Here is a 16,052-nt window from a genome sequence, read left to right as displayed (position 1 = left end):
ATTTACAACTCGTAAATTCCAACAAGGCGAGCCTGTACAGTGACATGGTCAGCAATAACATCTAGCAGCTGTTCACGAGTTAATCCCGGTTTTAAGTTAAGAACCGTGTCAAGAGCATATAACCAGAAATAATAATGATGCGGCCCATGTCCTGGAGGTGGAGCTGGACCTCCCCACCCCTGTTCTCCATATCCTGTAATACCTTCTGTGAAAGCCTTTTTTCCTTCACCTTCTCCTATACCTGTAACATCTGCAGGTATTCCATATACAACCCAGTGAGTAAATCCATAGGGGAGTGGAGCATCGGGATCATGGCAAATTAATGCAAATTCTTTTGTGTCTAGTGGAACACCGCCCCAGTCTACTGGGGGAGAAATATTATCTCCATTATATACATAATGTTCTGGAATACGCTCCAGAGAACCAAAAGCAGGACTTCTAATGTGGAGATCTCCTAAATTCAATGCCATAACAAACCCCCTTTAAAAATGTTTCAATTTTAAATATTTCAAGTTGAAGAAGTATTTCTGATTTGTATTATGTAATTGATTTTTCATATGATCTATTATAATCCAAATCCATAATCCCCGCCCCTATGTCCTGATAAAAAATAATTTAAAGCTTTAATATATTATAAATGATGATAACATCCAAAATTATCAAATAGATGCACATATCAAACTAGTATTAAATATACTGTTTATTTTCCAGTATAAATTGATAAAAAGCCGCTGTAATTAAGTTATAATTTAAAAACTATTTTATAATGAACTTATCTTCAGAGGCAAAAAAGATTTCAGGTAAATTGGTAAAACAACGTAATTGTTTTTAAAGTTAATTTGTAATCAACTGTTTTTTAGCTTTTTAAAAATTCTGAAATTTGTGGAAATATCTATTAGATCTAATATAATCCATATATCCAAATAAAAAAAATTTTAATTTTTTCTAGAGTCTTCTACAGAGCCGTTTTATTAAACATTACTGTAAATACATATTGACAATTAAATCACCTTTAACAGTTGAATATTTACCCATTTCCATAACAAAAATAGTTTTTATCAAAGTTTATCTGTTACAAAAACCAATTATGAACTGGTGATTTTAATGTTAGAAACAGTCAGTGATGAAACGGTGATAGATAGAATTTCCGGTTCTATATGTCGGCAAGTAAAAATGGAAGATGCAGAAATTAGCAAAGAAGAATACTCCCATTTAAGCAGTAAAATGGCGCAATACATAGATATTAATTTCACTTCTAATTTTGAATATGAAATAAACTACGAGATCCCTAAAAATATCATGAAAATAGGCATTGACAAATATATGAGCCCAAAATTACCTGAAGAAAAGCTTCTTGAAGAGGAAAAATTATTTAGAGAAAGACTAACCGGCTTCAAAACAGCTTATAATCAGTTTAAAGAGGAATTTAAGAAATAGGCTTTTCCAGATATTTATTTTAAATCGCTCATGTTCACAAAAACTGTCGGTCTTCAAAAATCGAAGATTTTTGAAACCTCGAAAACAAAGCATTCGAAAATTTACAATTTTCGATGCGTCAAATCAAAGATTTAACAGTTTTCGAAGGTTTTTGTGACCGTAAAAATCGCATTTTTACATGTCCATGATCCTGTGCATGAGTTATACTTTATGTTAAATTGTAATTTTAATTGATTACAGGGGATTTTAAAAAAATGCAATTTACTTAATCAGCAATCACATGAAAATGAAGCGATATTATTTACACAACATCTGGGCATGAGCGTATTAATGTTATGCCTTAAATTAAGTATTGTTTATTATTAAGTATTGTTTATTTTTGTAAATTGTCAATTAAACCTATCGTGCATCTGAACTGTGCAGGGTTATATAAAATTAAGAACATGGATTAAAAAACACTGCTTAAAATGAAAAATTCTTTTAAAATAACTTGATCTATCTATTTTCTGGATATTTTTTAAGGTTCATCACTGCTGGCCCGTGTATAACCTGTCCTTCATAATTATAACGTGACCCATGGCATGGACAGTCCCATGTTTTCTCTGCAGTATTCCAGACTAAATCACATCCCCTGTGATTACATACTGCCTGTAAACAGTGCATATGGCCCTCCTCATCAAGATATACTGAAAATTTCTCTTTACCATCACCTATTACTCGAGCTTCACCCTGAGATAAATCAGGGATTTCAATATTCAAAGGCCATGATATTTTACCTTCCTGGAAATTCCGTGCAATTTCTAATTTCTCATCGTCACGAGATATAACTGGTTTTGAGCCTTTGAATCTTAAAGGGTTAAATAATTCTGCTAAATGATTTTCTTTGCCTGTTATAAGATCTGTAATTAATAAAGCAGCAGTTGTGGCATGAGTCATGCCCCATCCTCCAAAAGCTGTGGCAACATAAACTCCAGATTTAGACGTTTCTCCAATTATAGGAAATCCGTCTGGAGCAGTATCGTCTTGATTAGACCAGTGATATTCAATGGATTCAATTTCCCAGTTATCAGCAGCATATTTTTCCAGGCGATTATAACACTCCCGAGTATCGATAGGAGTTCCAACAATTTGATGCTCACCTGCAATCATGATCATCTTGCCCTTTTCAGTTGGAATTGAACGGTAAGTATGGAATGGGTTAAGACATACATACATTCCCTCTGGAAATGGTTCTCTGGCATGATACATCATTATATACGACCTTTGTACTGTTAAATATGCATAGAGGCTATCTGGATCATATATAGGCGTGTGAGTAGCTACTATAATATTATCTGCCTCAATTGAACCTTGATTAGTTTCAATATTATAAGACTCGCCCTCTTTTACCTTAAGAACTCTCGTATTTTCAAATATATAACTTCCTTCGCCTGATATTTCTTTTGACAGCCCAAGGAGATATTTACGTGGATGAAATTCTGCCTGGTTTTGGTATACCACGCCTGCTTTTGCATTGGGCGCGAAAGAAATATTTTCAACATATGATACTGGAAGTCCAAGCTCAGGCGCTACTTCTGCTTCAGATTTATATATACCTGCCTCCTCTTCAGCTTCAGTGTAAATATAACAGGGAGTCCTGTGGAAATCACAATCTATACTATATTTAGATACTAAATTAGAAACAGATTTTACAGCTTTTAAATTAGCTTCAGCAAACATTTGGGTCTTTTCTTTGCCTAAATTATCCAGCATTGTACTGTAAAAAAATGCGTGTGCACTGATTTTTGCAGTGGTAGTGGCAGTTATATCCTCTACTATACGCCCCGCTTCAATCACTGCAACTGATTTACCCGATTCTTTAAGCATTATTGCAGCTGTAAGACCTGCTATACCTCCGCCAAGTACAGCAACATCTATCTTAAGTCCATTTTCCAGTTTGGAAAAATTAGTCTCAGGAGTACTATCTATCCAGAAGCTTTCTGCTTTTCCAGGTATTTCATCTGACATTTTATCTCAACCTTTCCAACAATACTAAATTTGCATCTTAAAAATAATGCATCAGCTAATATTTTACTGATTCAAGGGTATTTACTTATAAACTTAATGAAACACTTGTAGAATGAAAAGTCAATTGAATTCTAATGTATAACTTGATGTTATATTATTATGGCAGATATGACTTATTAGACTTGCGATTTTTAAACAATTCAGTAATTTAAAACTTTAAACCCTAAAAAACCATTATAATCACTTAATGTTAACCAATATAGTCTCACCTTCAACTTTAACGTTGAAAGTAGGCAAATCATAAGTTTTTACAGGTGCAATAATTTTCTCTAAACGTTCTGAATATTTCTTGAGTTCAGGAACTTTTTCCGCTCCAGGAATTGATGTAAGGACTGGTTCTTTAACGTTCTTTCCAGTGGTGACATCGAACTGAGATGCGTGTAAAGGACATATAACTGTAGTTCCCTGTAACTTGCCCATTGAAAGCCTCGCATTCATATGGCCGCACCTGTCACCTACCGCATAAATTTTCCCATCGACCTTTGCTAAAAGAATTTCAGCATCTCCTTCCTCAACATGCTTCATGCTTCCTTCAGGTACTTCATCAATCCTGGCAACTTCAACAAAACTAATTTTATCACCCCTAAAGCCTATTTTAAAAATAACAACCGATTAAAGCATATTTAATAAAAAAATAAAGATATAATTATTTATTATGTGATTTAATTAGTTACAATCTCAAATTCTTATTTATTACATGATTAAAGATTAGTTTACAGTATTTTCACATGCAAATAAACCATGAGTAGTAATAATTATTGATTGATTAACATTTAATAATTTCGCAGTTGAGGGTTTAAAAAGAGTTTTTTGAAAGAAAATAAACGATGAGATTGTTGAAAGTTAAAGGATTCAAAAAAATTGATTAGATGATTTCTTTTATCAGAGTACTGAATAGATTTTAAATTGTTTTTAAGAGATTTTAATGGATTTTGCATAGTTATAGTATTGTTCTTTTGTATGGACCAAATAGTTTGATATCTTTAGATGATTTAAGGGATTCGTATTGATTTTCGATCTCCGAGCGTCAGCGAGGCAGAACCCATTTGTTTTGAAATCATTTAGGAATTTAGATAAGAATTCAAAATTAGAATTTATTGAATTAAGAATGGGATTAAAATTAGAATTCGCTTTGATTTTAGATTTCCACAGTAAAAAATCTTCGATTTTTTACGAGGATTTTAAATTAAATTTTTTTTAAAAAAATTTAGCGGACCTGGGGGGATTTGAACCCCCGACCTTGGGATCCGAAGTCCCACGTCATATTCCTGGCTAGACTACAGGCCCATTTAAATAATTTTTAGATTATGATCAAAATGAAAATGGTACATTAGATAGCTTATAACTTCATTCATTATAAATTTATTGTAATTTGGAGTTGAAAATAAATGAAAAAAAGTTTCTACATGTATTCCAAGAAACATTATTTTCCATACATACAAAATAATTAACTTATTGAGACTTTGGAATCACCATTGGGACTCCTTCAAAGTTTTTAACATGCACATCAACCCCATAAGTTTCTTTTATAATTTCAGGAGTTATAACTTCTTTTCCACCTGTGGTGAATACCTGGCCTTCTTTTAATATTATAAATTTGTCAGAATATCTTAAAGCAAGGTTTATGTCATGCATAACCACAATTGAAGCAATATTGTGAGTATCTGATACTTCCCTTATGATCTTCATCACTTCTAACTGATTTTTTAAGTCAAGGTCACTGGTAGGCTCGTCTAAAAGTAAAATTTGAGGTTCCTGGACTAATGCACGTGCTATAACAACTTTTTGCAGCTCTCCTCCACTAAGTTCATTTATGTACCTGAGGGCGTATTCTTCAAGGTTCATGACCTTCAATATATTCTCTGTTAATTCTATGTCCTTCTTGGAAATATCCCATTTTATGTAAGGTTTTCTACCAAGTAAAACTGCATCAAAGACTGTGACAAACCCTGTTTCTGAACTTTGAGGTACATAACCAATTTTTCTTGCAATTTCGATGTCTTTCATTTTCTTCAGGTCCCTGTCTTCAACGAAGATCATGCCCTCTTTAAACTTCAAGATCCTGTTTATACATTTCATCAAAGTAGATTTTCCAGACCCGTTAACTCCCAGTATTGAAACAAAATCTCCTTTTTTAACCTTAAAGTTCACATCTTTAAGTACTGTTGCATTTCCATAAGAAAATTCAATTTTATCAACTGAAAGAACCATTTTATCGCCCCATTTTTATTATTAGATAAAAGAACAGAGGTGCCCCTAAAAAGGACGTTATAATACCCACAGGCAGTATAATAGGTGACAACACTGCCCTTGCAATCGTATCAGATATCAGCAGTATTAAAGCGCCGAGAATAGCCGATGCAGGGATTAAAAATCTATGGTCGTTTCCTATAATTCTCCTCATGATATGGGGGGCTATTAAACTCACGAAGCCTATAACTCCCAGAAATGCCACCACCACTGCAGATGTAAATGAAGAGATCAGCATTCCATGCAGCCTTATGCGTTCTGTATTGACACCTAACCCTTTTGCAGTCTCTTCTCCACTTTCAAGGCTGTTATAATCCCATGCATGATACATGAAGTATATCAAAGCAGGTATCAAAAGTATAAACATGAGCCAGACATCGTTCCACATTGCCTTTCCGACATCTCCAAATGTCCAGAATACAGTGGCTGCGACCTGAGTATCAGATGCAAAATACTGTAAGAACTGTATCCCTGCAATGAATAAGGAACTCATTGCCACACCTGCAAGTATCATTGCTTCGGGTGTTATACCCCTAGTCCTCGCTATCAAAAGGATTATACTAACACCGATCATTGCGCCCAAGAATGCTGCAACAACTGTGAGATAAGGGTTGTTTATAATAACTGCATCTGCCTGCATGCTGTTTAAAGTCCCTGCTCCCAAAACTATAATTGCAAATGCTGCTCCAAAAGCTGCTCCCTGAGTAATTCCCATGGTATAAGGACTTGCCAAAGGGTTTCTGAGTACATTTTGCATTATGCATCCTTCAATACCCATGCAGCAACCCGCAATTATAGCAGCTAGAATCCTGGGAATACGGATGTTCCAGATGATCAAAGCCCCGTCTGCCTGCCTGTTAATTAGTGCATTTATTATATCATATACTGATAAATTTGCAGCACCTACTTTAATTGAACATATCACTGCTATAACCAGAGCTATAACTAAAAAAATCCCAATATATGTTTTATTCCGTATATATGACTTATAGTCTGTAACTGTTTTATCTTTAAAGCTCAATTTATCTCACTTTTTTAGCTATTACAATTTTGTCCCTTGAAATTCTTCCAAAAGGAGTGTTAAAACGAGTTATTGGGTGCACGTCCACCACTGAAAATCCAAGGCCTTCCAAAAATTCCAAGTATTCATCAAAGAGCAGGTCTCCTTCAAATGTGAATTTTCTGCCTGTTTTATGGGATTTCTCAAAGTTGGTGAAATTCCATTCCATATCATCCAGAACATCTTCTAAAGAACCCGGTTGGTTTTCTGGAAAGTACTGTTTATTTACAAATAATCCGCCCATATTCAGAGAATTATAAACTTTTTCAGCGATTTCAGGGTTCTTACCTCCAGGATTGTAGGATGAAAAGATGATGTCGTAACTTCCGCCAAAATCATCGTTGTAGAAGTTTCCAGGAATAGTCTGAACACTGGAATCATATCTATCAATAAACTTCTTGGTTTCCTCTAAAACATCAGGGAGGTCAAACACATAACACTGCAAGTCTGGATTAACCTGGCTAAAAGCAATAGGGTACATTCCGTGGCCTCCTGCAAGGTCAAGTAAAGTCTCTGCATTTTTAAATTCATCGTAACCCGACAGCAGTTCAACTGTATCCTGCAGTTCACCGCATAAGCAGTCGTCAGCCATTCTCTGGACAACCATAGGGAAAATAACCTCTTCTTTTCTAGTTATGTTCCCTTTTATGCTGTTAGATAAATTATTCCATAGATTCACATTCTCTTCTAAAGCAGATATGCATCTAATCCTACTGTAACTAGATTTTGAGTTTAAATATAAATGTGAAGATCTCGTATTCTTATAAAATTCTCCTGACTTATCTACCAGATTCAATTTTACAAGTATCTCTAAAAGGTAGTTTGCCATTGCGGGTTTAATTCCAAGTTCTTCAGAAAGCTGCGTGTAAGTCATTTCATGTTCTAAAATGTCAAAAACTCCCAGTTCTATGGAAGTTTTCAGGACGTTGTATATTTTTAAGCCGTTTAACGTATTTTCAATAATTCCATGTAGGTCCTCTGCTGAAACATCTGGACGTTCTGTAATATTCATCTCCTTCACCCCTCAAAATTGTAAATTTTGGCAAAAATCTATGATTTTCCTCAACCTCAAAAAATAAAGAATTTATTAAAGATTTAACTGTTTGAATCCACTATAATTTTCCTTCAGCCGCCGTATATTGATACATCATTACCAAATATCGAACTTGTGAATATTTCATCATTTCACTTGCATTCAAGTACATTATCTCCAGAATATATGTCCTTAATCTTTTATTTACTTAAATAAGGTCCAAAATTGTTCTACCTGCAACATAAGTTACGAAAACTGTACTTCCACTACTTGAACTTGCACTACCTGACGTATAGATCAGCACCCCATTCTAATGCTATTGCAATAATAGTAATACTCACCACCAACTTTGGATTTATAAAATCGCCTCCATTTTGTATAAATTAAGCAAAATCAGTTATAATACTTTCGATCTAAGTAATAATACATATATAAAGGAACCCTTTTAACGTAATACTTAAACAAATGATAATAACACACTTATAAGCAACTTTCAAAAATGTAATACTCAAAAAAGAGTATTTTGTAATACATGATCACAGATTCACATTTAAAATTAGAACATATACCAAGAGCAGCGAAATAAAAAAAACTGTAACCACCCTTAGATGGCTTTTTAAATACACCTAATATGGTTGAATCATCAAGATTAACTCACTTTCTTAGCTATTATCATTTTATCCTGTGCTTTATTTCCAAAAGACGTATTAAAATGGCCTATACGATGTACGCTCACTATAGAAAATCCCAGATCTTCTAAAAATAAAAGATATTTTTCAAATTTCAAATCATTTTTAAATGTGAACCTTTCCTTTGATTTATTGGATTTCTCAAAGTTGGTGAAGTTCCACTCCATATTATCTAAAAGATCTTCCAACGAGTCTGAGCCAGCTTCAGGGAAGTACTGCTTAGTTACAAATAACCCTCCACGATTTAATGAATTGTAAACTTTTTCAGCGATTTCAGGGTTCTTACCTCCAGGATTGTACGATGAGAATATGACATCGTAAGTCCCCCCAAAATCATCGGCGTAAAAGTTTCCAGGAATAGTCTGAACACTGGAATCATATTTATCAATAAACTTCTTGGTTTCCTCCAAAACATCAGGGAAGTCAAACACGTAACACTGCAGATCAGGGTTTAACTGGCCAAAAGCGATTGAATACATGCCATGACCTCCTGCAAGGTCAAGTAAAGTCTCTGCATTCTTAAATTCATCGTAGTCTGCCACCAGTTCAACTGTATCCTGCAGCTCACCGCATAGGGCATCTTCAGCCATTACCTGTATAATGAACTGGAAAAAGTTCTCATCTTTTTTTGCTGTTTTACCTTTTAAGGTATGTTTTAAGTTATTCCAAAGATTAAGCGGTTCTTCCATAGATAATATACAGTTAATCCGTTTATAATCTGATTCAGAATCCAAATATGTTTCTGAAACAGGCGTGTTTTTATAATTTTCCCCTTCTTTCTCTACCAACCCCAATTTAACAAGTATTTCTAAGAGATAATAGGTTAACACAGGTTCAATTTCAAGTTTTTCAGAAAGCTGCCTGCATGTTGTACCCTTGTTTAAAATATCAAAAATTCCCATCTCTATTGAAGTTTTTAAGATGCTAAACACTTTTAAACCATTGGCAGCATTTTCAACCATATTCTGCAGTCCTTCCAACGATGTCCCCGGACGTTCTGTAATATTCATATTATCACCCCTGTAAAATAAAAAATAAAAAAAAGTAAATTAAAGATTCAGTTGTTTAAAACCACCATACTGTGTTTTTAATGTACTGTAAACTGATTCACCATTTCCACAATCGAACTCGGTAAATATCTCAGCAGCTTTTTTCTCTGGATCTACGTCCTTAAACTGTTCAGGATAAAGCACTTTTCCAATATAATAAGCATTTGCAAACATTTCATCCTTATTATAACTGTACATACAGTAGGCTAATACCCCATAAACATCACCGTTTTTAATGGCAGCAATGTTTTGATACTCTGGATTTTTAGCGGTTTCATTTTCTATTGCAGGTATACTGCCTCCTTCAACGAAAATAAAGCCAGGGTTCCATTTTATCAACTGTTCTTTATCTATTTGAATAGCATGGATAGTAGCATTTGTATCGTTAATTCCACTTGCAACATTTGAAGCATTTAACATTACAAACGGAGGGTAATATGGATTTGTAGATGTAATACCATGAGCTCCATAGAAAGCCTGCCCTGCAATATAAACTGTTTTATTACTATTGATACTGTTAGTACGTTTTGCAAGGTCTTCCTGGGTGGAATCAATGTAATTTGTAAGTTCTTCTGCCCTTTCTTCCTTACCTAAAACTTTTCCCATCATTTTTAAAGAGTTTTTATATGTATTCATCTGATCCGATGTTCCAACTGCACCCACATATGCAACAAGAGTTGGAATACCAGTTTTAGATTGAATTTCATTTGCTTGTTCGGCAGTTCCAGCAAATACCACATCTGGCTTGAGTTCTGCTATTTTTTCATAATTTACAGTATCAGTCTTTGCATTTCCAACCACAGGTAACTTCATCAGTTCAGGATGCGCAATGATGTAAGGCAGCTGATTTCCCCATCCCCCTGTTGAATTAGTCTCTATCTGTTCTATTCCAACCAGCTTATCACTGGCATTCAGGTACACTATTTCTCTAGCTGAACACCCTGTTCCTACCACTTTATTTACCTGTGCAGGGACTTGAACAGTTCTGCCTGCAACATCAGTTATAGAAACAGTGTTTCCACTACTTGAACTTAAATTACCTGAACCTAAAGCATAGATCAATGTAGCACTTAATAATACTACAATCGCAATAATACATGCTATCACCTTTGAATTTATAGAATCACCTCCATTTTGTATAAGTTAAGCAAAACAAGTTATAATACTTTCGATCTAAGTAATAATACATTTATAAAGAGGCCGTTCAAATGTAATAATTTAGATTATAATAATAACACATTTATAAGCAGAATTTAAAAATGTAATACTCAAAAAACTCTATTTTGTAATACTTAAAAGGTAAAAAATTCGTTTTAAGTAATATTTTTAAAATGGGGTAATAAATTGAAGTAAAAATTTTGTACTAAATGATATCTACCCAAAAGAAAAAAAACAAAAGAATTATGTTCTCGAATAATAATCATCGAAGCCATTTTCTGAATGAATTCCTGAAAAAATCCAGTAGATGAGGTCTCTAGGTCATGATATACGAATATTTAGATAACAGATAAATTCTTATGACTATAAGATAGCAGATAAAACATTTACTTCAAAATTAGGAGGAATGTGCTCTTGATTGTTAAATTTAATATTTTTGATATAAAGAAACGAATTCCATTATTGCATAACAGCACTATTAAAAAAATTGATAATAGTTATCCATCCGATGAGAAGTATTTGGTGCGTTTTAATGATAACAATAAATATCTTCTTCGTTTATTTGATTTAAAGGAATATAAATCTAAGCTCAATTTCGGATTTTAGAGAAAATGAAAGATTATAAAGTAAAATGTTCAAGACCCGTTGAAATTGGGAAATTATCAAAAGTTGGATATATGATTCTTTCTTTTGATGGACATGATAGAATCTCCCAACTCCCTAATTTAAGTGATGATGAACAATTTAAAGTTGGATATGAAGCAGGAAAAGGAATTAAAAAAAATTCATCAATATGCTGCTCCTAAACATATTTCTTCCTGGTATGAGCGAAAAGCTATAAAACATGAAAAATATTTGAAGAATATTTAGCATGGGGTAAGAACTAAGAATGAAAATAACATTAAAACATTTATTGAAGATAATATGAGCCTTACCAAAGAACGCCCCAATATTTTTCAACATGATGATTTTCATGCGGGTAACATAATTATAAATAATAATAAGGAACTAACAGGGATTATTGATTTTAACAGGTACGATTGGGGTGATCCCTACATGAATTTATAAAAGTAGGGATATTCAGTAGAGAGGTTAGTATTCCATTCTCAATTAGACAAATTAAAGGCTATTTCAATAATAATGAACCCCTGAATTGTTTTGGAGGTTATATTCTCTTTATCTAGCAATGAGTTTATTTTCAACAGTTGTATGGACCTAAAAGTAATTCCTGAAGATATTGATGACATGCTCGATAAAATATATATGGTTTTAGAAGATCATGATTTTTTTTAATGAAATAAAGCCTATTTGGTACAGATATTAATGGAATCTAACAATCATATAACTGTATAACTGTAATAACCATTCCATTCACAACAATTAGCTGCATTCAGAATATTATACTCATGTTGAAAAAAATCAATTAAGTCATGTGAATCCAGTACGAAGAAATGTTAAATAAATTAAACTCGTTTCATATTGATTAATAAAAAAAGAAAAATGTTTAAATTTAAGTCCTTGAATAATCATTAAAACACGGGATACACACGATGTTACCATTTTCTACTCGTGCCCTGTGCTCTGCTACCAGTTCGCCACATTTAGCACATTTAACTGACTGGAATATCCTGGCTTCTTCAGGAATTTCAAGTTTAACATGTTCTATTTTGAATAATTCCTCATCAGGCACGCCAAGGATATCAAAAGATGCTTTATCCTTTTTTTCTTCAAATTTTGATTTTTCTTCTTCACTGGCAGATCCAGAAAAAGCTTTTTCCCTAATTTCAGCAAATTCAGGGTCCATCTCATCTATGCTCATCTTTAAAGACAGACGTAAAGTATCCCCTGTTTTCCTGTTTACAAATGAATAAACATTTTTTCCATGATCTTTAAATATTAAATTTCCTTTACCCATAGTACATCCCGTTACAACCTGTATTGCATCAACACTGCAGCTGTCGTTTTCCACTATAGCAAGGAACTCTTCATCTATTGCTCTATCTGAACCAAGCTCTTTTATAGCTATTTCTGATGCACGGTACCCTATAGCTGTCCCTGGACAAACATGGCCATGAAACTTAGTTACTTCTGAAAATGGTAATATCCGCATTGAATTTTCCATATTATCACCTGTAATACTTTTATTTTTTAGATTATTGAAAAAAGAATATAATTCCAAGCTACTTTATAAATTTGCCGATGAAGTAAAAAAAAATAGAAAAAGCTGCTATTTCCTACAGCCAAAAAATAGTTAAAATACCAACATTATAAATGTTTATATTTCTATGTAATGCCAGTTATCAGCTTATCCAACTCCCCTATGGCAGAAGGCATATCTAAAGATTCACCCTGAAGGTTTATATGGGCGAGAGTAGATGAATAGGGCAGGATACCTTTAATTGTTATGTTTTTTAAAGTCAGCATCTCTTCTAAAATTGACGTTGTTTTCCCATCAACCTTATTTAAAACAACAGCAAAATTTTTCCCTGCTTCTTCAGTTAATTTGGCTGCTTTTTCAGTTAATAAAACAGCGTCGTTAGAAGGATCAACCACCATTAAAACTGAATCTGCACCTTCTACTATTCCCCTTCCAAAATGTTCTACCCCTGCTTCAGTATCTATTAAAACCCATTGGTCTTCTTCTACTGCCAGGTGGTTCAGAAAATCCCGTGCTATAGCCCCCATAGGACATGCACATCCTTCCATAGTGTGTTCAATTTTTCCTACCTGCATTAAAGCCAGATCACCATTCCACTTGACAAATTCTGGTGATAAACTGTTCAGGTCAGAGTTTTCCATGAAAAATTCCGCATGTTCATTTTTTTCTTCTTTAATCTGGGCCATTAACTTGTCCATTACAGCAGGTTTACCTCCCAAATAATCCATAAGGGTCTTTTCTGCAGGTTTAAATCCAAGCATTGTCCCTAAACCCAAATTAGATTCATCTGAATCTACTACTAAAACTGTTTTCCCCTGTTCTTTAAGTTCTTTGGCCATTAAAGTCACTAAAGTACTTTTTCCACAGCCGCCTCTTCCACTAACAACTATCTTTGGCATGACAACACTTCCTGCTCATTTACCTGTACCTGGCACTTCTTTTTTCTCATACATCCATGACAATGGATCTTTACCGTCTTCAAACATAGCACCAAAAGGTTCGAATTTATCAATACTCTTAACGGTGCAAAAATGCATTCCCCTATCTGATTCCGTCATCATTAATGGTTTAGCCTTTTCTAGATCCCATGAACCGTCCTCATGGTTGTAGACATCATCATCTATCTCCAGATGTACTACTTTACCCATAATCAGCAAATAAGGTACCCCATTATACTCTTCTTCGTGCATACTGTGGAGTTTGCATTCCATCCACGCGTAGCAGCCTTCAATTCCAGGTGCTTGGACTTTTGTGGAAGGTTTTTCTTTTAAATCTGCCAGTTCAAATTCATTAACATCAAAAGGAACATGCATAGCTGTTGGTATCACTTTATCAGACATATTAGCACCGGGCATGTTAATAACGAATTCTTTTGTGCTTTTAATGTTAACAAATGTATCCCTCATTTTCGCTGAAGCCACACAAACCAGATCAAATGGGCGTAAAATGGGCATAACACACGAATAAGGTGCTATGTTTCTAACACCATCTTCACTAACTGTAGAAATAAATGATACCGGTAATGGTATCAGCGATTCTCTCTTAAAATTTTCCAATATCATATTACCACCAATAATCCTTATATCTTCACCCATATAAATATTAGCTTTTTATTATATAGTATTACTAATTTAGCAAAGTTCAGCTAAAATTTATTACCCTACCTAACTAAAATGTTGGCTTATTCAGTAAAATAAATAAATTTACAGATTTTAAAATCAAAATAAAGATTTTTAAGCTTAAAAATTAATTTTTGTATACCGCAGAATATAAATTACCACATAAACAATTAAATTAATAAAAATAATATATTATCCGGAATTAAAAAATAAGACGAACTACACTAAATAACCTTAAAAATAAATAAAAGAGGTAAATTAATGCTTGCAAAGAGAATTATACCATGTCTTGACTGTGATTTGAATGTACCACACGGGCGTGTTGTGAAAGGTGTGGAATTTAAACAGATCCGCTATGCCGGAGAGCCTGTCGACCTTGCGACTCGTTACTATGAAGAAGGTGCAGATGAAATTGTATTTTTAGATATTACAGCATCTCACGAGCGCCGAGAGACCATGACTGACGTTATTAAAGCCACCACAGAAAATGTATTCGTCCCAATTTGCGTGGGCGGCGGAATAAGAAAGCCAGAAGACTATGTTAATATGCTAAAAGCCGGTGCTGATAAATGTTCTACAAATACTGCCGCTATTCACAATCCAGATCTTATCAACGAAGCTTCAAAAGTTGTAGGTTCACAGGCGTGTGTAATCGGGATAGATGCAAAGCGCCGCTACGTTGAAAACCCAAAAGAAAGTGAAGATAAGATCATAGTTGAAACAGATAAAGGCTACTGCTGGTTTGACTGCAGCATATATGGAGGGCGTGAATTCACTGGAATCGATGCAATTGCATGGGCTATTGAATGCGAAGAACGCGGAGCCGGTGAAATCCTGCTAACATCCATGGACCGCGATGGAACCAAAGATGGGTACGATAATTATCTTAACAAAGCCATAAGTGAAGCTGTAAATATTCCAGTCATTGCATCAGGTGGTGTAGGTAGTCCAGAACATATTTACAATGCGTTTACACAAGGCAAAGCAGATGCCGCTTTAGCTGCCAGTATCTTTCACTTTAAAGAGTATTCAGTAGGTTTTGTCAAGAAATATTTAAAGAAAAGAGGAATTCCTGTCCGACTATAATTGTCAACAGGAATTTAATTATGCTCTTTAAAAAAATTAAATTTTGAGTAATCCATTAAAATATTCATATGATCTAGTTTTAGGAGTTAGATATTTCAGATTATTTCTCAAATTTGTAGATAATCTGTTTAAAAGTACCTTTTAATACAAATTAAAATTTAATTTTAACCTATGAAAATCTAAATACAGATTAATTAATTAATAATTTGAAATTAGAGTTAACTATTATTTATTTTGTACTTTTGCTAATTATAAACATTTATAAACATATAATTAAGTTTAATGTCCTATTTTATAGGTTAAATAAAGTTAATAACATTTTAAAATATTTTTAAAATGTTATTAGGTTAAATATAATATTTAAAGTGTCTTTTGACCTTTTCTTTAGATATAAGGTGTTAATAAATTATTATTAATATATCGGAAAATTTAAGAGTTACATCACC

The 16,052-nt window shown here is 33.6% G+C and carries 15 protein-coding genes and 1 tRNA gene; 4 read left to right on the top strand and 12 right to left on the bottom strand.

The window, feature by feature from the left end; genetic code table 11:
- Positions 1-2 precede the first annotated feature (2 nt).
- Positions 3-470, bottom strand: a complete 468-nt coding sequence (locus tag EJ01_RS04445; RefSeq protein ID WP_048081505.1) for a YbhB/YbcL family Raf kinase inhibitor-like protein — start codon at positions 468-470, stop codon at positions 3-5.
- A gap of 634 nt (positions 471-1,104) precedes the next feature.
- On the opposite strand from EJ01_RS04445, the gene EJ01_RS04440 reads away from it, so the two are divergent.
- Complete coding sequence (locus EJ01_RS04440; protein ID WP_048081504.1) at positions 1,105-1,437, top strand: hypothetical protein; 333 nt, start codon at positions 1,105-1,107, stop codon at positions 1,435-1,437.
- 495 nt (positions 1,438-1,932) lie between these two features.
- Here the strand turns inward: EJ01_RS04440 and EJ01_RS04435 are convergent, their stop codons facing one another.
- The 8 genes from EJ01_RS04435 to EJ01_RS04400 form a co-directional block, all read right to left on the bottom strand.
- Positions 1,933-3,444 carry an FAD-dependent oxidoreductase gene (locus tag EJ01_RS04435; RefSeq protein ID WP_048081503.1) on the bottom strand — a complete coding sequence of 504 codons (1,512 nt, stop codon included), beginning with the start codon at positions 3,442-3,444 and terminating at the stop codon, positions 1,933-1,935.
- Between the two features lie 240 nt (positions 3,445-3,684).
- Positions 3,685-4,077: a Rieske (2Fe-2S) protein gene (locus tag EJ01_RS04430; protein ID WP_048081502.1), complete on the bottom strand. Its 393-nt coding sequence runs from the start codon at positions 4,075-4,077 to the stop codon at positions 3,685-3,687.
- Between the two features lie 638 nt (positions 4,078-4,715).
- Positions 4,716-4,791 (bottom strand) — tRNA-Arg (locus tag EJ01_RS04425).
- Positions 4,792-4,956: 165 nt separating this feature from the next.
- The gene (locus EJ01_RS04420; RefSeq protein ID WP_048081501.1) at positions 4,957-5,715 is read right to left on the bottom strand and encodes an ABC transporter ATP-binding protein; all 759 of its coding nucleotides are present in this window, start codon (positions 5,713-5,715) and stop codon (positions 4,957-4,959) included.
- Between the two features lies 1 nt (position 5,716).
- Positions 5,717-6,775: a FecCD family ABC transporter permease gene (locus EJ01_RS04415; protein WP_048081500.1), complete on the bottom strand. Its 1,059-nt coding sequence runs from the start codon at positions 6,773-6,775 to the stop codon at positions 5,717-5,719.
- 1 nt (position 6,776) lies between these two features.
- Positions 6,777-7,826: a methyltransferase family protein gene (locus EJ01_RS04410; RefSeq protein WP_048081499.1), complete on the bottom strand. Its 1,050-nt coding sequence runs from the start codon at positions 7,824-7,826 to the stop codon at positions 6,777-6,779.
- A 670-nt stretch (positions 7,827-8,496) separates the two neighbouring features.
- Entirely contained in the window at positions 8,497-9,546 is a 1,050-nt protein-coding gene (locus tag EJ01_RS04405) for a methyltransferase family protein (protein ID WP_048081498.1), read from the bottom strand.
- 39 nt (positions 9,547-9,585) lie between these two features.
- Positions 9,586-10,647, bottom strand: coding sequence for an ABC transporter substrate-binding protein (locus EJ01_RS04400; protein WP_169740433.1), 1,062 nt, complete (start codon positions 10,645-10,647; stop codon positions 9,586-9,588).
- Between the two features lie 707 nt (positions 10,648-11,354).
- Between EJ01_RS04400 and EJ01_RS17635 the strand changes: the two genes are divergently transcribed.
- Both EJ01_RS17635 and EJ01_RS17630 read left to right on the top strand, forming a co-directional pair.
- A complete protein-coding gene (locus EJ01_RS17635; RefSeq protein WP_211251440.1) occupies positions 11,355-11,549 on the top strand; it encodes a hypothetical protein in 195 nt (64 codons plus the stop codon).
- Between the two features lie 118 nt (positions 11,550-11,667).
- Positions 11,668-11,811, top strand: coding sequence for an aminoglycoside phosphotransferase family protein (locus EJ01_RS17630; RefSeq protein ID WP_211251439.1), 144 nt, complete (start codon positions 11,668-11,670; stop codon positions 11,809-11,811).
- A 442-nt stretch (positions 11,812-12,253) separates the two neighbouring features.
- On the opposite strand, the gene EJ01_RS04390 is transcribed toward EJ01_RS17630, so the two are convergent.
- From EJ01_RS04390 to EJ01_RS04380, 3 genes are all read right to left on the bottom strand, one after another.
- Positions 12,254-12,865, bottom strand: coding sequence for an FmdE family protein (locus EJ01_RS04390; protein WP_048081497.1), 612 nt, complete (start codon positions 12,863-12,865; stop codon positions 12,254-12,256).
- A gap of 161 nt (positions 12,866-13,026) precedes the next feature.
- Positions 13,027-13,800, bottom strand: a complete 774-nt coding sequence (locus tag EJ01_RS04385; protein WP_048081496.1) for an ATP-binding protein — start codon at positions 13,798-13,800, stop codon at positions 13,027-13,029.
- 15 nt (positions 13,801-13,815) lie between these two features.
- Entirely contained in the window at positions 13,816-14,463 is a 648-nt protein-coding gene (locus EJ01_RS04380) for a flavin reductase family protein (RefSeq protein ID WP_048081495.1), read from the bottom strand.
- Between the two features lie 318 nt (positions 14,464-14,781).
- Here EJ01_RS04380 and hisF point away from each other — a divergent pair, with 318 nt between their 5' ends.
- Complete coding sequence (gene hisF, locus EJ01_RS04375) at positions 14,782-15,606, top strand: imidazole glycerol phosphate synthase subunit HisF (protein WP_048081494.1); 825 nt, start codon at positions 14,782-14,784, stop codon at positions 15,604-15,606.
- Positions 15,607-16,052: the final 446 nt, after the last annotated feature.

Source organism: Methanobacterium veterum (genome assembly GCF_000745485.1).
GTDB classification, from domain to species: Archaea; Methanobacteriota; Methanobacteria; order Methanobacteriales; family Methanobacteriaceae; genus Methanobacterium_D; species Methanobacterium_D veterum.
This window is presented reverse-complemented; position numbering and strand designations above follow the sequence as displayed.